This is a genomic window from Synechococcus sp. RSCCF101 (assembly GCF_008807075.1).
In the GTDB taxonomy this organism is placed as follows: Bacteria; Cyanobacteriota; Cyanobacteriia; order PCC-6307; family Cyanobiaceae; genus RSCCF101.
In genome coordinates, this window is the sequence record NZ_CP035632.1 from 2581204 (window position 1) to 2598907 (window position 17704).

General features: G+C 70.4%; 23 protein-coding genes. 10 read left to right on the forward strand and 13 right to left on the reverse strand.

Annotation, left to right across the window (positions count from 1 at the left end):
- Positions 1–8: 8 nt before the first annotated feature.
- Positions 9–944, forward strand: coding sequence for a TIGR01777 family oxidoreductase (locus EVJ50_RS12405; RefSeq protein ID WP_150884329.1), 936 nt, complete (start codon positions 9–11; stop codon positions 942–944).
- On the opposite strand, the gene EVJ50_RS12410 is transcribed toward EVJ50_RS12405, so the two are convergent.
- The 4 genes from EVJ50_RS12410 to EVJ50_RS12425 are packed head-to-tail and all read right to left on the reverse strand — an operon-like array spanning position 880 to position 3280.
- Positions 880–1164 carry a hypothetical protein gene (locus EVJ50_RS12410; protein WP_150884330.1) on the reverse strand — a complete coding sequence of 95 codons (285 nt, stop codon included), beginning with the start codon at positions 1162–1164 and terminating at the stop codon, positions 880–882. The two genes, EVJ50_RS12405 and EVJ50_RS12410, sit on opposite strands and share 65 nt — an antisense overlap.
- On the reverse strand, positions 1157–2368 hold the full coding sequence (locus EVJ50_RS12415; RefSeq protein WP_150884331.1) for a lipid-A-disaccharide synthase-related protein: 1212 nt from the start codon (positions 2366–2368) through the stop codon (positions 1157–1159). The genes EVJ50_RS12410 and EVJ50_RS12415 overlap by 8 nt, the downstream gene beginning before the upstream one ends.
- Positions 2365–2784, reverse strand: coding sequence for a M48 family metallopeptidase (locus EVJ50_RS12420; RefSeq protein ID WP_150884332.1), 420 nt, complete (start codon positions 2782–2784; stop codon positions 2365–2367). The genes EVJ50_RS12415 and EVJ50_RS12420 overlap by 4 nt, the downstream gene beginning before the upstream one ends.
- A 52-nt stretch (positions 2785–2836) precedes the next feature.
- Positions 2837–3280 carry an iron-sulfur cluster assembly accessory protein gene (locus tag EVJ50_RS12425; RefSeq protein WP_150884333.1) on the reverse strand — a complete coding sequence of 148 codons (444 nt, stop codon included), beginning with the start codon at positions 3278–3280 and terminating at the stop codon, positions 2837–2839.
- Between the two features lie 153 nt (positions 3281–3433).
- Here EVJ50_RS12425 and zds point away from each other — a divergent pair, with 153 nt between their 5' ends.
- Together zds and EVJ50_RS12435 are read left to right on the forward strand one after the other, a co-directional pair.
- On the forward strand, positions 3434–4915 hold the full coding sequence (gene zds / locus EVJ50_RS12430) for a 9,9'-di-cis-zeta-carotene desaturase (protein WP_150884334.1): 1482 nt from the start codon (positions 3434–3436) through the stop codon (positions 4913–4915).
- Positions 4916–4921: 6 nt separating this feature from the next.
- The gene (locus EVJ50_RS12435) at positions 4922–5377 is read left to right on the forward strand and encodes an SRPBCC family protein (RefSeq protein WP_150884335.1); all 456 of its coding nucleotides are present in this window, start codon (positions 4922–4924) and stop codon (positions 5375–5377) included.
- On the opposite strand, the gene EVJ50_RS12440 is transcribed toward EVJ50_RS12435, so the two are convergent.
- The 5 genes from EVJ50_RS12440 to EVJ50_RS12460 all read right to left on the reverse strand — a co-directional run bounded on the left by EVJ50_RS12440 (position 5354) and on the right by EVJ50_RS12460 (position 9673).
- Positions 5354–6166, reverse strand: a complete 813-nt coding sequence (locus tag EVJ50_RS12440) for a uroporphyrinogen-III synthase (protein WP_150884337.1) — start codon at positions 6164–6166, stop codon at positions 5354–5356. The two genes, EVJ50_RS12435 and EVJ50_RS12440, sit on opposite strands and share 24 nt — an antisense overlap.
- Positions 6163–7356: a glycosyltransferase gene (locus EVJ50_RS12445; RefSeq protein ID WP_150884339.1), complete on the reverse strand. Its 1194-nt coding sequence runs from the start codon at positions 7354–7356 to the stop codon at positions 6163–6165. The genes EVJ50_RS12440 and EVJ50_RS12445 overlap by 4 nt, the downstream gene beginning before the upstream one ends.
- A gap of 65 nt (positions 7357–7421) precedes the next feature.
- Positions 7422–9038 carry a glycoside hydrolase family 3 N-terminal domain-containing protein gene (locus tag EVJ50_RS12450; RefSeq protein ID WP_225322934.1) on the reverse strand — a complete coding sequence of 539 codons (1617 nt, stop codon included), beginning with the start codon at positions 9036–9038 and terminating at the stop codon, positions 7422–7424.
- Between the two features lie 9 nt (positions 9039–9047).
- Complete coding sequence (gene rbfA, locus EVJ50_RS12455; RefSeq protein WP_150884341.1) at positions 9048–9467, reverse strand: 30S ribosome-binding factor RbfA; 420 nt, start codon at positions 9465–9467, stop codon at positions 9048–9050.
- Between the two features lie 2 nt (positions 9468–9469).
- Positions 9470–9673: a DUF751 family protein gene (locus tag EVJ50_RS12460; protein ID WP_150884343.1), complete on the reverse strand. Its 204-nt coding sequence runs from the start codon at positions 9671–9673 to the stop codon at positions 9470–9472.
- Between the two features lie 58 nt (positions 9674–9731).
- On the opposite strand from EVJ50_RS12460, the gene EVJ50_RS12465 reads away from it, so the two are divergent.
- Positions 9732–10460, forward strand: a complete 729-nt coding sequence (locus EVJ50_RS12465; RefSeq protein WP_150884345.1) for a glutathione S-transferase family protein — start codon at positions 9732–9734, stop codon at positions 10458–10460.
- Here the strand turns inward: EVJ50_RS12465 and EVJ50_RS12470 are convergent.
- The gene (locus EVJ50_RS12470; RefSeq protein ID WP_191964776.1) at positions 10429–11157 is read right to left on the reverse strand and encodes a DUF6816 family protein; all 729 of its coding nucleotides are present in this window, start codon (positions 11155–11157) and stop codon (positions 10429–10431) included. The genes EVJ50_RS12465 and EVJ50_RS12470 overlap by 32 nt on opposite strands.
- On the opposite strand from EVJ50_RS12470, the gene EVJ50_RS12475 reads away from it, so the two are divergent.
- Positions 11156–11425 carry a chlororespiratory reduction protein 7 gene (locus tag EVJ50_RS12475; RefSeq protein WP_150884347.1) on the forward strand — a complete coding sequence of 90 codons (270 nt, stop codon included), beginning with the start codon at positions 11156–11158 and terminating at the stop codon, positions 11423–11425. The two genes, EVJ50_RS12470 and EVJ50_RS12475, sit on opposite strands and share 2 nt — an antisense overlap.
- Here EVJ50_RS12475 and EVJ50_RS12480 read toward each other — a convergent pair.
- Complete coding sequence (locus tag EVJ50_RS12480; RefSeq protein ID WP_150884349.1) at positions 11380–11970, reverse strand: shikimate kinase; 591 nt, start codon at positions 11968–11970, stop codon at positions 11380–11382. The two genes, EVJ50_RS12475 and EVJ50_RS12480, sit on opposite strands and share 46 nt — an antisense overlap.
- A 31-nt stretch (positions 11971–12001) precedes the next feature.
- Between EVJ50_RS12480 and EVJ50_RS12485 the strand changes: the two genes are divergently transcribed.
- Together EVJ50_RS12485 and EVJ50_RS12490 are read left to right on the forward strand one after the other, a co-directional pair.
- On the forward strand, positions 12002–12925 hold the full coding sequence (locus tag EVJ50_RS12485) for a 6-carboxytetrahydropterin synthase (RefSeq protein ID WP_150884350.1): 924 nt from the start codon (positions 12002–12004) through the stop codon (positions 12923–12925).
- 10 nt (positions 12926–12935) lie between these two features.
- Positions 12936–13598 (forward strand): dihydrofolate reductase family protein, encoded by a 663-nt coding sequence (locus tag EVJ50_RS12490; RefSeq protein ID WP_150884351.1) that lies wholly within the window; start codon positions 12936–12938, stop codon positions 13596–13598.
- Here EVJ50_RS12490 and EVJ50_RS12495 read toward each other — a convergent pair.
- On the reverse strand, positions 13571–13978 hold the full coding sequence (locus tag EVJ50_RS12495) for a hypothetical protein (protein ID WP_150884352.1): 408 nt from the start codon (positions 13976–13978) through the stop codon (positions 13571–13573). The genes EVJ50_RS12490 and EVJ50_RS12495 overlap by 28 nt on opposite strands.
- Positions 13979–14109: 131 nt before the next feature.
- Between EVJ50_RS12495 and EVJ50_RS12500 the strand changes: the two genes are divergently transcribed.
- On the forward strand, positions 14110–15312 hold the full coding sequence (locus EVJ50_RS12500) for a GNAT family N-acetyltransferase (protein WP_150884353.1): 1203 nt from the start codon (positions 14110–14112) through the stop codon (positions 15310–15312).
- Positions 15313–15374: 62 nt separating this feature from the next.
- Positions 15375–15746: a DUF4346 domain-containing protein gene (locus tag EVJ50_RS12505; protein ID WP_150885028.1), complete on the forward strand. Its 372-nt coding sequence runs from the start codon at positions 15375–15377 to the stop codon at positions 15744–15746.
- 41 nt (positions 15747–15787) lie between these two features.
- On the opposite strand, the gene EVJ50_RS12510 is transcribed toward EVJ50_RS12505, so the two are convergent.
- Positions 15788–17386 (reverse strand): B12-binding domain-containing radical SAM protein, encoded by a 1599-nt coding sequence (locus EVJ50_RS12510; protein WP_150884354.1) that lies wholly within the window; start codon positions 17384–17386, stop codon positions 15788–15790.
- A gap of 181 nt (positions 17387–17567) precedes the next feature.
- Between EVJ50_RS12510 and EVJ50_RS12515 the strand changes: the two genes are divergently transcribed.
- Positions 17568–17684, forward strand: coding sequence for a cytochrome B6 (locus EVJ50_RS12515; RefSeq protein WP_225322935.1), 117 nt, complete (start codon positions 17568–17570; stop codon positions 17682–17684).
- The last annotated feature ends 20 nt before the right edge of the window (positions 17685–17704 follow it).

Consider the following 17704-nt stretch of genomic DNA (forward strand, 5'->3'; position numbering starts at 1 on the left):
CTGCCCCCATGCGTCTTCTCCTGATCGGCTGCAGCGGTTTCGTGGGCCGTGAGCTGGTGCCGATGCTGCTGGAGGCGGGTGACACGATCACCCTGATCAGCCGGCGGAGCGGCCATCCCGCCGGTCTGGAGCACCCCGGCCTGCGCTGCCTGCAGCTGGACCCGGCGGAGGAGGCCAGCTGGAGTGATCCGCGCCTCCAGAGCGCCCTGGCGGAGGCCGAGGGGGTGGTGAATCTGGCCGGTGAACCGATCGCCGAGCAGCGCTGGACGCCGGCCCACCGGCAGCGCCTTCAGGACAGCCGCCTGCGCACCACCGCCGGCCTCTGCCGGGCGATGGCCTCGCTGGAGACCCCGCCCGCTGTGCTCGTGAACGCCTCGGCAGTGGGCTTCTACGGCACCGATCCCGAGCAGCGGTTCGTTGAATCCAGCCCAGCGGGGGGCGACTTCCTCGCCGACCTCTGCAGCCGCTGGGAGGCCGCCGCCACGGCCGCCCCCGAGGCCACGCGGGTCGTGCTGCTGCGCATCGGCATCGTTCTGGGGCCCGACGGGGGGGCGCTGGGCAAGATGCTGCCGGTGTTCCGGGCCGGCTTCGGCGGACCGGTGGGCGACGGATCCCAGTGGATGAGCTGGATCCACCGCACGGATCTCTGCCGCCTGATCATCGCCGCCCTGAAGGAGGACATCTTCCGGGGGGTGTACAACGCCGTGGCCCCCGATCCGGTGACCATGGCCACCCTCTCTCGCCGGCTGGGGGCAGCCCTCTCGCGCCCGAGCCTGCTGCCGGTTCCGGCCCCGATCCTCAGGATTCTGCTGGGGGATGGCGCCCGGGTGGTTCTGGAAGGGCAGCAGGTGGCCTCCGAGCGGCTGCCGGAGACCGGTTTCAGCTTCCGCTTTCCCGGGATCGACCAGGCCCTCGCCGCTGCCACCAGCCCAGAGCACCGCTGATCAGGCTGGCCGCCATCAGCAGCCCGATCGCCGGGGTGAACAGCGGTTCCCAGAGGCTCTTGAACAGGGTCAGGGGCGCATCGATCGCGCGGGCGTGGAGCAGCACCGCGATCAGGAACCAGACCGCCCCGCCCAGCACCAGAAACACATCCGCCACCAGCACGCGGTCCAGCAGCGTGCGGGCGACGGTCAGGGGCCCGGGGGACGTGTCGTCAGGCATGGTCGGCAGGCTCAGCCAGCAGGGAGTGAATCGCCTCGGCCATTCTGCGGCTGCCGCCGGGGGGGCCGATCCGCTGCGCCGCCATGCTGCGGCAGCGCTGCTGCAGTGCACCGGATTTCTCCCCTGACAGCGCGTCCAGCAGCGACAGCAGCAGCTGGGCGCTCGCCCGGTGATGCCCGTCGCTGCCAGCCTCTCCTGCGGCGCAGACCACGGTGGGGCCGAGCAGGCGTCGCTGCGCGTCGGCGAACGCGGCGGTGAACTGGGGGCCATGACCGAGCACCTGGAGCACCGGCCGGCCCAGTCCCACGGCCTGCTCGCTGGCCGTTCCGGTCATCGCCAGCAGGAGTGTGCTGCGGCCCAGCACGTCGCTGAACGCCCCCCAGCGCAGATGCACCCGGCAGCCCGGGCGCTCCAGCTGGGTCCCCGTGGCGTCCTGCCGGAGTTGCCAGCCCCGATCCGCCGCCGGAGCCGCGAGCGAGGCCCCCGTGAGATCGCCCACCAGGGCGGCTTCGATCTCCAGTTGCGAGGAGCGTTCAGCCGGCAGGTGCTCGAGCACCGCCAGCAGTTCCATCAGGTTGGCGCCGGCCTCGGGCAGCCGGCTGCCCGGCAGCAGGCCCAGACGGCCCGGGCGCGCGGTGACCGCCGCAGCGGCCGGCGGGCAGACGGGATCGAGAAAGGGATTGCCCAGGAAATCGCAGCGGCGCCTCAGCTGCCCACTCAAATCGTCCGCCGTCAGGGCGTCGCGGCAGAAGAGGCGCGCCACCCGCCGGCTGCGCAGGCAGGGGGCGCAGGGCCACGGCAGCCGCAGCCGGCCTTCGTAATGGCTGGAGTAGGCGACCAGGTAGGTGGCCACGGGCCTGCCGCTCAGCCAGGCCAGCACCACCGGGATCACATCCCCCACCACCACCACCAGCGCGAAGGCGTGGCGCCGGCGCAGGAGGAGCAGGGCCTGGTCGAGCAGGTGAAACACCTGGCCCTGACGCAGCTCGGTCAGGCGGCCGCGCCAGCTCGTGTAGCCGAGCCCGCCCGTGCTGAAGGAGCGGGGCCGGCCCAGCACCGCCAGTCCGGCGCGCCGGTAGGGCTCACCGGTGCCCACCAGGGGCAGGGCCGAGACGCGATGGCCCATCCCCTGGAGTTCCGCGCCGATCAGGCTGCCGCTGAGGTCCTCTCCGTGACCGTTGCTCAGCAGCAGGATGGCGCTCAAAGGTCCAGCCAGGTTTTCACCTTGATCAGCTCCTTCCAGTCGGGGCGCCGCTTCAGGCCGTCCTCAATGGACTCCCGCAGCTCAGTGCCCAGATCGGGGGCCATGGACAGGATGCGCTGCACCACCTGGATCTGATCGCGCACGCCGGCCGCACCGGTGGCCAGGAGGGCCAGCGCCAGGTTGATGCGCGCCTGGGGATCCTGGGGACTGAGCCGGACGCCGGTGCGGGCCGAGCGCAGGGCGTCCTCGCCATCGCCGGTGAGCAGCTGCAGCCACGCCAGGCAGATCCAGCCCGAGGCCTGGCGGGGGGCCTGGCTGGTGATGGCTTCGAAATCGGGCAGAAGCGCAGAGGCCTCGGCGCCGTTGCGGTAGCGCTCAAGCGCCTGCTCGAAGAGCGAGTCGCAGCTGGTGGGCATGGCGGCCGGCGGGTGTGGGGGTCAGCCTCCCATGGCGTCCGTTGCCCGCTCCTCAGACCGCGAAGCTGGACCCGCAGCCGCAGGTCTGGCTCGCATTGGGATTGGTGAAGTTGAAGCCACCGCCGATCAGGGCGGATGAGAAGTCGAGCTGCAGGCCGTAGATGTAGAGCAGGCTCTTGGGATCGCTCACCACGCGGAACTGCTGACCGTCGGCCGTGGCGTAGCTGTACACCTCGTCGCTGCCGGACTGGATCGAGCTTTCGGACACGAAATCCATCGTGTAGCTCATGCCGCTGCAGCCTCCGGAGCGAACCCCGACCCTGAGAACGCTGTTCTCGCCCTGCTCGCTGCAGAGGCGGGCGAGCTGCTGCATGGCGGCGTCGGTGATCAGGATCCCCTTGCCGTCGGTGCCGGTGTGGCCGGCCGCTGCGGGGGCCTGCGCTTTGGCTTCGCCCGTCAGGGCGGACGGCGCGGCTTCAGGACTCTGAGTCGCCATGGCGGGCAGGGATTGGTGAGTGATCCGACGGAGCGGATCGTGCTGGGACGATCCTATGCAGCGTGAACGGAGCCTGCCGCAACATCCGCCCTCCCCCGGCGTCGCGCCCTGCCGGCACGGCTCCATAGAGTTCCGTCACTGTCGGGTGTCAGCGTGCACGTCGCGATCATTGGTGCCGGTCTGGCGGGCCTCGCCGCGGCCGTTGATCTGGTGGACAACGGTCATGAGGTGGACCTCTACGAAGCCCGTCCGTTTCCCGGAGGCAAGGTGGGCAGCTGGGAGGACCCCCAGGGCAACCACATCGAAATGGGGTTGCACGTCTTCTTCTACAACTACGCCAACCTCTTCGCGCTGATGGAGAAGGTGGGGGCTCGCGATCACCTGCTACCCAAGGAGCACCACCACCTCTTCGTCAACAAGGGGGCCGATGTGCGCGCCCTTGATTTCCGTTTCCCCGTCGGGGCGCCGTTCAACGGCCTCAAGGCCTTCTTCACCACCGCTCAGCTGAGCTGGGTGGACAAGTTGCGCAACGCCCTGGCCCTGGGCACCTCCCCGATCGTGCGCGGTCTGGTCGATTACGAGGGCGCCATGGGGACGATCCGCAGGCTTGATTCCGTCAGCTTCCGCCAGTGGTTTCTCAGCCATGGCGGCAGCGAGCGCAGCATCGAGCGTCTGTGGAACCCGATCGCCTACGCACTGGGTTTCATCGACTGCGCGACCATCTCGGCCCGCTGCATGCTCACCATCTTCATGATGTTCGCGGCACGCACCGAAGCCTCCCGCCTGAACCTGCTGCAGGGTTCGCCGCACCGCTGGCTCACCGGCCCGATCCTCGACTACATCCAGGCCCGCGGCGGACGGCTGCACCTCCGCCACCGCCTCAAGCAGCTGCGGCACGAGGACGACAAGGGCAGCGACGCGCCGACGGTCGTGGGCCTGACCCTCGGCACTCCGGAGGGCGACCGGGAGATCGCCGCCGATCGCTACCTGCTCGCCTGCGATGTGCCCGGAATTCAGCGGGTCCTGCCGCCGGAGTGGAACCGCTATCCCCAGTTCCAGAGGATTCATGAGCTGGAGGCCGTGCCGGTGGCCACGGTGCAGCTCCGATACGACGGCTGGGTCACGGAACTGGGCGACGATGCCGCCTCGGGCCAGCGGCGGCGTGACCTGGACCGACCGGCCGGGCTCGACAACCTCCTGTACACCGCGGATGCCGATTTCAGCTGCTTCGCGGATCTGGCGCTGGCCAGCCCGGTCGATTACCGCCGCCCCGGTCAGGGCTCTCTGCTTCAGTGCGTGCTGACCCCCGGAGACCCCTGGATCAGTCGCGGCAAGGAGGAGATCGTGGCCCACACCGATGCCCAGGTGCGTGAGCTCTTCCCCTCGGCCCGGGATCTCACCCTCACCTGGAGCAACGTGGTGAAGCTGGCCCAGTCCCTCTATCGAGAGGCCCCGGGGATGGAGCCCTACCGTCCTGCACAGGCCACTCCGGTGCCCAACCTCTTCCTCGCCGGCAGCTACACCCGCCAGGACTACATCGACTCGATGGAAGGAGCCACGATGAGCGGACGTCTCGCCGCCGCTGCCATTCTCGGCCGCGAGGCCCAGCTGGCCCGCAACGCCGCCGCGGCCTGAACGCCCATGGGACGCTGGCTGGAACACACGGTCACCACCGAGGTTCAGGCTCCTCTGGAGCAGGTCTGGGCCGTGTGGAGCGACCTCGAGGCGATGCCCCGCTGGATGCGCTGGATCGAATCGGTCACCACCCTTGAGGATCCCGATCTGACCGAGTGGCATCTGGCGGCTCAGGGGTTCCGCTTCTCCTGGAAGGCCCGGATCAGCGATCGGGTGGAGGCCCAGCGGCTCCAGTGGCATTCCGTGGGCGGTCTGCCCACCCGCGGCGCCGTCCGCTTCTATTCGATGACGCCGCAGCGGACAGCGGTCAAGCTCACCGTCTCCTACGAGTTGCCCGGGATCCTGGCCCCGCTGATGGAGCCGAAGGCTCTCGGCGGCATCGTCAACCGTGAGCTCCAGGCCAATCTCAACCGCTTCCGCGATCTGGTCGAGAGGGGGTCAGCCCCCGCCGCCCGCAGCTGAGCCCCAGTCCCGGTGCGGCGTGGCCCGCCGGCAGGCGGCCAGCAGTCCGTTCAGATCGTGGGGGTCGGCCTCCGCGTCCGGTTCCCCGAGCAGCTCCCGGCAGGTCCGGCTGGTCTGGGGGCCGATCGACACCAGCGCCGTGTCCCGCAGCGGCTCCCGCCAGTGCTCGCCGAAGTGCTGCTGCAGCAGGGCGACGCTGTGGCGCACCGTCTTGCCGCTGCTGAAGGTGATCGCCGCCAGCGCCCCCTCCCTCAGGACCGTCACCGTCGCTTCGGGCCAGGCCCGGGGACAGCGCGATTCGTAGGCCGCCACCTCCACCACCCGGGCGCCGGCCTCACCGAACGCCTCGGCCAGAAGGGTGCGGCCGCCGCTCTGCACGCGTGGCAGCAGCATCCGCAGCCCGAAGCCCGACACCGGGAAGGTGTCGATCAGGCTGTCGGCCACGAAATCGGCCGGCACGAAATCGGCGGCGGCCCCCTGCGCCTCGAGCACCTCGGCGGTGCGGCGACCCACCGCCGCCAGGCGCAGCCCCCGGGGCCGGCGGCTCAGGCTCCGCCCCTGCCGCGCCAGACGGGCTTCCACCGCCTCCACGCCGTTGGCACTGGAGAAGAGAATCCAGTGGAACTGATCCCACTCGGCCAGGGCGTCATCGAGCGGGCCCCAGCTGTCGGGCGGGCCGATCTCGAGGGCCGGCAGATCCAGCACATCGGCGCCGGCGGCCTCGAACAGCCGCCGCGCCTGGGACAGCTGGCCGGCCGCCCGTGTGACACCGATCAGGGGGCGGGTCATGGCGCCACCTTCACCAGACCCTCCAGCCGTTGGCGCAGGGCATGGGCCTCCCCGTTGCGGCCCTGGGCCTCGAGCAGAGCGATGGCGGTGGCAAAGCCGCGCCGGGCGCCCTGGATCTCGCCGCTGAGGAGCTGGGCCACGGCCAGGTTCTGGTGGGTCTCGGCATGCTCCGGGTCGCATGCGGCGGCCCGGGTGTAGGCGGCGGTCGCGCCGCTGAGATCGCCGGCCTGGCGTCGGATCAGCCCGAGATTGAACCAGGCCAGCCCCAGGTCAGGAGCGACGCGGCTCGTCTCCTCGGCGATCGCCATCGCCTGCCGGCTGTCGCCGTTGCGGAGCAGCAGGGCCGTGAGGTTGAGCCTGGCCCCGACACTGACCCGCGCCGGCACCGGCAGGTCGATGGCTTCGGCGTAGCTGGCGGCGGCAGCGGCGGGATCCCGTTCCGCCAGGGCCAGGCCGCGGTGGAAGAGCAGTTCGTAGCGCTCGCTGCTCCGCTCCCGGGGGCAGTGCTCCAGTGCCGCTCGGATCAGCTCGAGGGCCTGCTGGATGCGGCCGGCGCTGATCTCGAGCCCGGCCAGCTTGGCGCTGGCGTAGGGATCGGCTGGGGTCTGCTGCAGTTCGGCCTGCATCGCGTCGCGCAGCCGGGCCGCCTTGGCGCCGTCCGCCAGCTGCTCCGGGCTGTAGCCGTCGTGCAGGAGCGCCGGTTCCGGGCAGTCAGCAACCCGCCAGTGGGGTTCCCGTTCGATCAAGGCACGGACGCTGTCGTCCACCATCGAGTGGTACGGGCGGCTCCAGGCCAGCTCCGGATGGCGCCGGAACAGGCGGCTGACGCTTGAGTAGGGCGACTGCCGCGCCCCCAGTTCGACGCGGATCAGGTTGATCAGCAGCAGATCGGGCTCGGCCATCAGGGCCCGCAGGGCGGGCACCACCTCGGGCCGGAGGCGTTCATCGGCATCGAGCACCAGCACCCAGTCGCCGTGGACCCACTGCAGGGCCTGGTTGCGGGCCGGAGCGAAATCCCCGGGCCAGGCGATGGTGTGCACCGTGGCGCCGGCGGCACGGGCGATGGCCACGGTTGCATCGCGCGAGCCGGTGTCCACCACCACCATCTCGTCCACCACGCCCTGCACCGACTGCAGGCAGCCCTCCAGTCGCTCCGCCTCATCGCGCACGATCATCGAGAGGCTCAGCATCCGGCCCGGCTCCGCTGCGGGGAGGGTAGAAGGCGGACCGGAGGAGCGATCCCGCCACGCCGGAGTCAGTCGGTGAAGCCGGCGTCGGGTCCCGCTGCGCTGCTCCAGCCCAGCCGCTGCAGGCAGAGGGCCTGGGCGTCAGGCATCTGGCCCGGGCTGAACACGCCGGCCACCCCCTCCGCCAGCTCCTGCCTGAGCGCCTGCCAGAGGTAGGGGCTGCCGTAGACGATCAGAGCCGCCAGTCGCTGCTCCTGCTGCAGCTGCCGCACCACGGCACTCCAGCGCCGCTGCGCGTCGCTGCGGCCGCGGAAGGGATTGCCCCGGATGAAGAGCTGCAGCAGCACCGGCCCCTCCGGCAGACGCTCGCTCGCCAGGGGCCGCTCCTCGCGGTCGGTCCAGGGATCGGGGCTGCGCCCATCGATGATCCGCGTGGTCCAGCCGTCGCGCTCGGGCCAGATCACGGCCGGGGCCAGTCCGGCCAGGGGCGGGCACTGCAGCGTCGAGTCGACGCGGATCAGATTCAGCCCCGGCCCGCGGGCGGGACCGCTCGAGCCGCTCTGCTCCAGGCTCCGCAGCAGCAGGCTCTGCCGCAGCGCCCGGTCCTCCCCCTGCTCCAGGGTCGCCAGGCGCTCCGGGTCCGGCCCGTCGTCATCTTCGTGCGGCAGCTGCTCAAGGGCCCGCTGCCGCCGCTGCAGGCTCGCCTCCAGGTCGTCCGTCGAGAGGCGGCCAGTCAGGAAGGCCGTTTCGAGGGCCTCCAGGGCGGCGCCGGCATCGGCCGGCATCAACAGCAGGTCGGAGCCGGCGGCGAAGGCCCGCACGGCGGCTTCCCCCGGGCCATGGCGGGCGCTGATGGCCTCCATCACCAGGGCATCGGTCACCACCAGCCCCTGGAAGCCCAGGCGCTGCCGCAGCAGGTCGTGCAGCACCGCCCGGGAGAGGGTGGCGGGCTGCTCCGGATCGAGGGCGGGAAGGCTCAGGTGGGCTGTCATCACGCTGGCGACACCGCTTGCGATCGCCCGGCGGAAGGGCGGCAGCTCCACCGCCTCGAGTCGGGCGAGGTCGTGGGGGAGCACCGGCAGATCCAGGTGGGAGTCCACGTCGCTGTCGCCGTGGCCCGGGAAATGCTTGGCGCAGCACAGCACGCCCCCGGCCTGGGCCGCGCGGATGAAGGCACTGGTCAGCTCGGCGCTGCAGGCGCTGCTGCTGCCCCAGGCCCGCACGTTGATGACGGGATTGGCCGGGTTGTTGTTGACGTCGCACACCGGTGCCAGAAGCCAGTTCAGCCCCACCGCACGGGCCTGCCGGGCGGTGCAGGCTCCGTAGCGTGCGGCCAGTTCCCGGGCTTCCTCGCCGGCAGCGCTCTGCCAGAGCCGCTCGAGACCGAGGGGCGGCGGCAGCCAGGTGGCTCCCTCGAACCGCTGACCCACGCCCTCCTCCACGTCGGCGCAGAGCAGCAGCCGCCGGCCGCCGGCCCAGCGGCGCAGCATCCGGCAGCGCAGCGCCAGCTCGGCGGCACTGCCTCCCAGCAGGATCACGCCGCCCACCCCGAGCTCGAGCAGCTGCTGCAGTTCGCCGTTGTCCAGCTCCCAGCGGGGATAGCGGCGCTGGCCGTCGGCCAGATGACCGCTGGCCCGCACCACCAGCAGTCGGGCGATGCGCTCTCGCAGGCTCAGCCTCTCCACTGCCGCCCGTCAGCTCCCGGGGTCCGGCTCAGCCGGTTCGGGCTCCGCGGCGGCGGGGGCGCCCGCTTTCTCGTCGCGCTCCCGTTCCAGCCGGCCGAGCAGACCCAGCACATCGGAGCCCTGCTCCAGGCCGCGATCGAGGCGGAACACCACCTCCGGAGCCCGCCTCAGCTGCAGGCGGCGTCCCAGCTCCCCCCTCACGTAGCCGGCGGCTGAGCGCAGCCCCTCCATCACCGCCTCCCGGTCGGCACCGTCGCCGTAGATGCTCACGTGGATGCGGCAGTGCTGCAGATCCCCGGCCACCTGCACGTCCGTGAGGCTGACCATGCCCTGCCGGACCCGGTCGTCGCGGATGCCGTTGATCAGCATGTCGCTCACCTCACGGCGGATCAGGGCCGCCACCCTCTGGCTGCGTCGCTGGGGAGCCATGCTCAGCTGACCGGAGCGGTGACCATCGCCCGCAGCACCAGGGTCAGGCTGACCCCGCCGCTGATCAGGGCCCCCACCAGCGCCACCGCCGTGACGGGATTGCTGCGGCGCCGGGCCATCGGACCCACCACCGATTCGATCACGCCGAGGCTGAACGCCACCAAGTAGCGCGGATAACGGGTGACGTTGATCAGAAACTCCCGCATCAGCAGACCGGTGCATGGGTGATGGAAGTACTCTGCCGGCTGACGGGCGGCCCCGCCGATGCTGGAGCTCCATCAGTTCCGCCACTCCGCCTTCTGCGAGAAGGTGCGCCTGGTGCTGCGCGCCAAGAGGCTCAGTTTCAGCGTGGTCGAGGTCACGCCCGGACTCGGTCAGCTCGACCTGTTCCGCCTCTCGGGTCAGCGCCAGGTGCCCGTGCTGGTGGACGGCGAGAGGGTGATCAGCGATTCCACCACCATCGCCCTGCACCTGGAGGAGACGGTGCCGGAGCCACCGCTGCTGCCCGCCGACCCGGCTCAGCGCGCCGAGGTGCTCCTCCTGGAGGACTGGGCCGACACCACCCTGGCCCAGCGGGCGCGGCTGGCTCTGCTGCAGACCATGGGCCGCGATCCGGTGTTGCGCGAGGCGCTGCTGCCCGAGGTCACACCCGAGCCACTGCGTCGGGCGGTGGGGGCGATCCCCGCCGGGTGGGCCTCCGATCTGGGTGACGTGGTGGCGGCCCGCGAGCGGCAGCTGCTGATGGAAAGCCTCGAGCAGCTGGCGGCGCTGACCGCCCGGCGCGCCCATCTGGTGGGGGCGACCCTCTCCCTGGCGGATCTGGCGGTGGCCGCCCAGCTCTCTCTGCTGCGCTTCCCGGCCTCCGCCGGAGCCTCACTCGCCGGCCGCGGTGTCCCCGGTCTGCACGACCACCCCCAGCTCCAGCCGCTGTTCGAGTGGCGCGACGCCATCGAGGCCTCGCTCACGCCGGACCCGGACCAGGCTCCGATGTGAGTCGCTCGAGGGTGAAGCTCTCGTGCTCGCTCCGCATCGCCACCGCCGCCAGGCCCTCCGACGGCGATGGATAGGTGGCCTGCCACTGCTCCACCAGCACCGTCTGCACCGGCCCGGCAACCCCGCCGGCACCGCTCTCCCCATCCACCGGCGTGGGAGTGAGCCGGGTCAGGGTCTCCACCCGGCTGACCCGGGGTGCGGTGCCATCCCCGCCGGCAGCCGGGGGCGGGTGCAGCACCTGCAGGGCCAGCTCGTCGCAGAGAAAGCGGCCTGCGGGCAGGTTCCGGCTGGCCCGGCCGATCACGCTGGACTCCAGCCGCACCTCGCCCCGGAGCCGGGCCAGCTGGCGGTTGGGGTTGGCCGGATCCGTGCTCACCGAGAGCAGATCCTCCCCCAGCACCGCCCGGCCGGCCATCAGGGCATTGAAGGCCCGATCGCCCACCACCCGCTCCCGGTTGTCGCGCCGGAACCGCAACCGCTGGCAGGGATCCGATGGTCCGGCCGGGCAGCGCTGCCACTCGCCCGCCAGCCAGTCGGGATAGACCAGATCGGACTGGCCGGGCTGCTGCAGCGGTGCCGGCAGCTGCCAGTCCGGCCAGGCTGCGGCGCGGGCCGCCAGGTCCGGCGGTGCGGCGAGCGCCTCCTGCGGTAGCAGCAGCAGAATCCCCGTCAGCCAGGCCAGTGCCAGCGCCGCCATGTCCGATCCCCTGATCCGCGAGCTCGATCATTACGTGGTGCTCGAGGCCGGCCGCGGCGAGCGGATCCTCAGCGCCGCCGAAACGCTGGAGTGGCTCTGCGGGGTGCTCGCGGCCCTGCCGGAGCCGCCGGAGGATCTGCGGCACTGCCCGGATGAGCGGAGCCGGGCGCTGCGGCTGCTCGAGACGGCCTGTGAGCTGGCCCTGCCGGGCGGAGCCAGTGTTCAGTGGTTCGCCGTGCGGCTGGAACCTCCCAGCCCCGGTGCCTGAAGCCGCGCCGCGATGGCCTCCAGCAGCGCGCTCACCACCTGCTCCGGCGTCTCCTGCGTGATCGCCAGGTGCACGTCCGCCTGGGCGTAGAGCGGACGCCGGGCCTCCAGCAGGGCATCGAGACGCGCGGCCGGATCCCCCTCCCCCGCCAGCAGCGGCCGCCCCCCGGGCTGCTCCCGCAGCCGCTGCAGCAGCACATTGCGGTCGGGATCGAGCCAGAGCACCAGGCCCTGGTGCATGTGGCCCCAGTTCACCGCTTCGGTGACGATCCCGCCTCCGGTGGCCACCACCAGGGAGTGGCGGCAGGCGATCTGATTGAGCACGGCGGTCTCGATGGCGCGGAAGCCCCGCTCTCCGTCCTCGGCGAAGATCGCGCTGATGCTGCGGCCGCTGCAGGCCTCGATCGTGCTGTCGGCATCCACGAAGCCGTAGCCGAGCTGCTCGGCCAGGGGACGCCCCACCGTGCTCTTGCCAGCGCCCATCATTCCGACCAGATACAGGTTGCGCCCCCCCAGTCGGGACCGCAGAGCGCTGACCTGCTGCATTTCTTTAGGATGTCACCAGTTGACGCAACCCATGATCGTCGCCAGCACGACAGCGCCCCACGGACGCGGCCGCGGCTGTGTGATCACCCGCCGGGCCGAGTTCAGCGCCTCCCATCGTTACTGGCTCCCCGAGCTGGACGCCGATGAGAACGCCGCCCGCTTCGGAGCCTGCTCCCTGGAGCCGGGTCACGGTCACAACTACGAGCTCGTGGTGGCCATGGGCGGCCCTCTGGATGAGGACGGCATGGTGCTGAACCTCTCCGAGGTCAAGCACGCCATCCGCGACCAGGTCACCGACCAGCTCGCCTACCGCTTCCTCAACAGCGCCTGGCCGGAGTTCGATGTCTCCCGCCCCGACGGCTGCCTGCCCACCACCGAAGCGCTGGTGCGTGTCATCTGGCAGCGCCTGCAGTCCCACCTTCCCCTGGTGGCGCTGCGTCTCTACGAACACCCCAAGCTCTGGGCCGACTACCTCGGACACACCATGGATGCCTTCCTGACCATCCGCACCCATTTCGCGGCTGCCCACCGACTGGCCCGCCCGGAGCTCAGTCAGGAGGAGAACGAGCGCATCTACGGCAAGTGCGCCCGGCCCCACGGCCACGGCCACAACTACCTCGTGGATGTGACGGTGCGCGGCCCGATCGATCCCCGCACCGGCATGGTCTGCGACCTGGCCGCCCTGCAGAGCCTGGTGGACGATCTGGTGGTCGAACCCTTCGATCACACCTTCCTCAACAAGGACGTCCCCCACTTCGCCGACTGCGTTCCCACAGCGGAGAACATCGCCCTTCACATCGCCGATCGGTTGAGCACGCCCATCCGGGCCATCGGGGCCACGCTCCACAAGATCCGCCTGCAGGAGAGCCCCAACAACGCCGCCGAGGTCTACGCCGAGACCCCTCAGCTCGAGATGTCCCCGGCCCGGGCTCTGGAGGCTCTGGCTGTCTCCTGACGCCGCATCGGTGAGACCCGAGGTCCGCCTCGTTCTCGCCGTCAGCATCGATGGCCGTCTGGCCCCCTCTGCTGGCGGGGCGGCCAGCATCGGCGGTGCACCCGACCGCGTGGTGCTGGAGCAGGCCCTCGCCTGGGCCGATGCTGCCCTGATCGGTGCCACCACGCTTCGCCTGCATGGCGGCACGGCCCTGATCCGGCGGCCCGATCTGCTCGACGAACGCTTCCGCGGCGGCCGCTCCCCCCAGCCCCCGGCCCTCGTGGTGAGCCGCAGCGGACGGATTCCGCCCGACCTGCCCTTCTTCCACCAGCCCCTGCAGCGCTGGTGGCTCGACCGACAGGAACCGCCGGGGGGTGACCCGTCCGCAGCGCCGCTGCCGGGCTTCGATGAGCGTCTGCCCTGGTCGCCCTGGCCCGAGACCCTCCGGGTCCTCAGGCAGCGCGGCCTGAGCCGGCTGCTGGTGCTCGGGGGCGCGCAGCTCGCCGCCACCCTTCTGGCCGAGGATCTGCTCGACACGCTGCAGCTCACGGTGTGCCCCCGCCTGCTGGGCGGGCCGCACCTTTGGATGCCCGCGGGACATCTGCTCCCGGAGCACTGGCAGCTGGAGACGGCCCGCGCGCTGGGGGAGGGGGAGGTGCTGCTGCGCTATCGCCGATCCCGGGGCAGCAGCTGATCCAGGGGCAGGGCCTGCAGCGACTCGGCCGGCAGGCCCAGCAGCTCCGCCGCGCAGAGCTTGATCACCGCCTCGGTGTCGTCGCCGATGCGCCCGGCCATCAGCTCACGCATCACCCCCAGCTCCCGACCGCTGCGGCTGGTCTGGCGGATCAGGCATTCGCTCGCCGGCCGCGCCAGAGCCCGGCAGGGTTCGGCTGCGGCCTCACCGATCGCCGCATCGCCATCGCTCACCAGACGGGTGCATTGCTCGCTGAGATGCCGCTCCAGGCGCGGCCGCATCAGCTGCAGCACGGGAGCCAGGAGGCTGGCCCGGGCGGCGGGTGCGGCGAGGGTCGCCAGAGCGATCAGCGGCGTCGCGCCCAGCGCGAGCGTCCGCATCGATGCTCCACGTCGGCCGTTCTCCATCGCCGTGCTGCGGAAGCGCCACTGCAAGGGGGACACTCTGGCAAAGCCTGCCGGAGGCACCGGGCTGGTTAGCGTTCCGCACCAGGCCTGCGCCCTGCCGCGACGTGACCACCCTCACCTGCCGCTGGCATCAGAGCATTGCGGAAATTCCGGCTGACGCCTGGGAGGCCCTGGTCGGAGCCGATGCGATCCCCTTCTACCGCTGGCGCTGGCTGGAGGCCCTGGAGCGCTCCGGCAGCACCACGGGTCGTCAGGGCTGGCAGCCCCTCCACCTGGCTCTCTGGCGGGGCGATGCCCTGCTGGGCCTGGCCCCGCTGTACCTCAAGGGGCACAGCTACGGGGAGTTCGTCTTTGATCAGAGCTTCGCCCGACTCGCCTCCGATCTGGGCCTCCGCTACTACCCCAAGCTGCTGGGGATGAGCCCGGTGAGCCCGGTCCGGGGCTACCGCTTTCTCATCGCCGACGGTGAGGACCCCGCGCGCATCACGGCCCTGCTGATGGCGGAGATCGATCGCTTCTGCCGCGAGCACGGAATTCTGAGCTGCAACTTTCTCTATGTCGATCGCGACTGGCAGCCGCTGGCCGAAGCGGCGGGGTGCGCCACCTGGCTCAATCAGCAGAGCCTCTGGCATGGCGAGGATCTGGACAGCTTCGAGGCCTACCTGGAGCGCTTCAACGCGAACCAGCGGCGCAACATCCGGCGCGAACGCAAGGCGGTGAGCAAGGCCGGCCTCAGCGTGACGCCCCTCAGCGGTGACGCCCTCGACCCGGCCCTGCTCAGCCGCATGCACCGCTTCTACGCCGATCACTGCTCCCGCTGGGGCCCCTGGGGCAGCAAGTACCTCAGCGAGGCCTTCTTCTCCCATCTGGCCGAACCCGAGCTGCGGCGCCATGTGGTGCTGTTCAGCGCCCATCGCGGTGACCCGTGCGACCCCGTGGCCATGTCGCTGTGCGTGCACGATGCCCAGCATCTCTGGGGGCGCTACTGGGGCAGCGATGAGGAGGTCGACTGCCTTCATTTCGAGGTGTGTTACTACGCCCCCATCACCTGGGCGATCGAGCGGGGCATCCGCTGCTTCGATCCCGGTGCCGGGGGTGGCCACAAGCGTCGCCGGGGCTTCCTCGCCCATCCTCACGCCAGTCTGCATCGCTGGTACGACCCGGGCTTCGATCGGCTGGTGCGCCAGTGGCTGCCCAGGGCGAATGCCCTGATGCTCGAGGAGATCGAAGCGGTGAACCAGGAGCTCCCCTACCGCGCCCAGCTGCCGGATCTCAGCGCCGGGGGAGCCCCCGGTGGTGCTGGTTAGATTCGCTCCGCAGACCGGAAGGACAGCACCTGGAGACCCTCGCGCCCCTCGCCAGCGACCGACTGGCGGCTCTTGATGCGCTGGACGCTCGCCTGTCCCAGCGGTTCATCGCCCTCGACCCCCTCGGCTACTTCCTGATCCGTGTGGACGGCGAGGCGGGGGATCTCGTTCTCGAGCACTACAGCAACGGCATCGACGAGCGGGGCCGTGCCACTGATCCGGAGACCGGAGAGGTGCTCCGCTGCAGCGGTGCCGGGCCCCGCACGCCGGTCCGCACCTACCGCGGACGCACCGCCAAGGAGGTGGGCATCCAGATCTCCGAGGGCGAGGGGCCCCACCCGATCAGTTGCCTCGACCACGCCGTGTACCTCGGCCGAGAGCTGCAGCGGGCCGAGCACTGTCTGCGTGAGGGGCGCCGCTACATCCAGGACTAACGGCCCCCGGGCCGGGAGCCGCTGCGGAAGGGACGAGCGACTCAGGCCGTCATCAGTTCGGGTTCAGCGGCGGTGCGCTTCTCCTGCTCCAGGCGCTGCTCCTCCTTCTCCAGGGTCGCCAGCTGATCGCGGATCTCCTGCTGGACGATGCCGCGGTATTCGAGGAAGTGCTCGTTGTGGGCCAGCACCACCAGAAACTGCTCCAGCATGGCCGGATTCTGTCTGGCCATGCCCCACATGTAGCGCCAGAACCGGGAGCGGGTGTTGCGCTTGATCCCCTGACGCCAGGTCACGATGGCCAGGGCACGGATGTCGGTGAAGCTGGGCAGCTTGGCCTTCGCCTTCCAGCGCGGTGCACCGATCTTGAGGTAGTAGCTGTAGACGCGGTCCATGTAGGCCCGCGGCTCGTAGAGGGCGCAGAAGGCGTCCACGTACTCCGTGGCGATTTCGCGAATCGGCCGGGTGGGAACGAAATTCAGCAGGTTGGTCTGATTGACCCCCTTGGCCGCTTCCTTGTCCTGGATCAGCCGGCCCTCCTTCTCCAGTCGATGCCAGAGAGCGGTGTTGGGCAGAGCCTGCAGCATGCCCATCATCGCGGCCGGGATGCCGGTACGGGTCACGAAGTCGACGATCCGGTCACCGGCGCCGCTCTTCTCGCCATCGAAGCCGATGATGAATCCGGCCATCACGCGCAGGCCGTTGGCTGTGATCCGGTCCACCGCCTCATCGAGGGGGTTGCGCGTGTTCTGAACCTTTCGGGCCGTCTCCAGGCTGGATTCGTCCGGAGTTTCGATGCCGAGGAACACGCTTTCAAAGCGCGCATCGTGCATCATCCGCATCATCTCCTCGTCTGAGGCGAGATCCACCGACGCCTCGGTGCTGAAGCTGAACGGATAGCCCCTCTCCTCCTGCCAGGCCCGGATGGCCGGGAGCAGCAGCTTGGCGTTGCGCTTGTTGCCGATGAAGTTGTCGTCCACCAGGAAGATGGAACGCCGCCAGCCCAGGTCGTAGAGGGCCTGCAGTTCGGCGATCAGCTGCTCGGGACTCTTGGTGCGGGGTTTGCGGCCGTAGAGAACGATGATGTCGCAGAACTCGCAGTTGAACGGGCAGCCGCGTGAGAACTGCACCGACATCGAGTCGTAGGCATCCAGCTCCAGCAGATCGAAGCGGGGGATCGGCGTGGCCGTGACATCCGGCTTGTCGCCACCCGAGCGGAAGGTGCCGGAGGATTCGCCGCGCTCGAGCGCCTCCAGGAACATCGGCAGGGTGATCTCCCCTTCATCGAGGACCTTGTAATCCGCCTCGGCGATCTCCGGCGCGTGCGGTGTGGAGGTTGCGAACGGGCCGCCCACCATCACAGGCAGGTTGTGCGCCTTGGCAACGCTGATCTGCCGCTGCATGTCGTCCTTCTGGACGATCATGCCGGAGATCACCACCAGCTCGGCCCACTGCCATTCCTCCTCGGTGACCTCGCGCACGTTGCGGTCCACCAGGCGGATGTCCCAGCTCTCCGGCAGCATCGCCGCCACCGTGACCATGCCCAGGGGCGGCAGGAGCACCTTGCGGTTCACCAGCTCCAGGATCTTCTCGTAGCTCCAGAAGGTCTTGGGAAATTCGGGGTAGACGAACAGGGCACGCATGGTGAGCGGGAAGGAGGAGAGAAGGAAAGCTGGACCTCGGTCCGCATCACGCGGCCGGACGTGTCCGGCGTTCGAAAGCCGCGATCGGCTGGCAGGTGGATGGAAGGGAGGGGACCGGCGAACAATGGAGTTGGGTGAACCTTAAGGGCATCAGGGCCTCTCTGCCCCCGGCTCTGCTGTAATGGTGGCCACCTCCTGGAGCTGCATGGGCATCGCGATCTACTTCGCTCTGGTCGCCGCCGGCCTGGTCGCCGCCTTCGTGCTCACCACCCTTCTCAGGGGCATCAAGCTGATCTGAAAGCCCGCGTCGGCTCCACA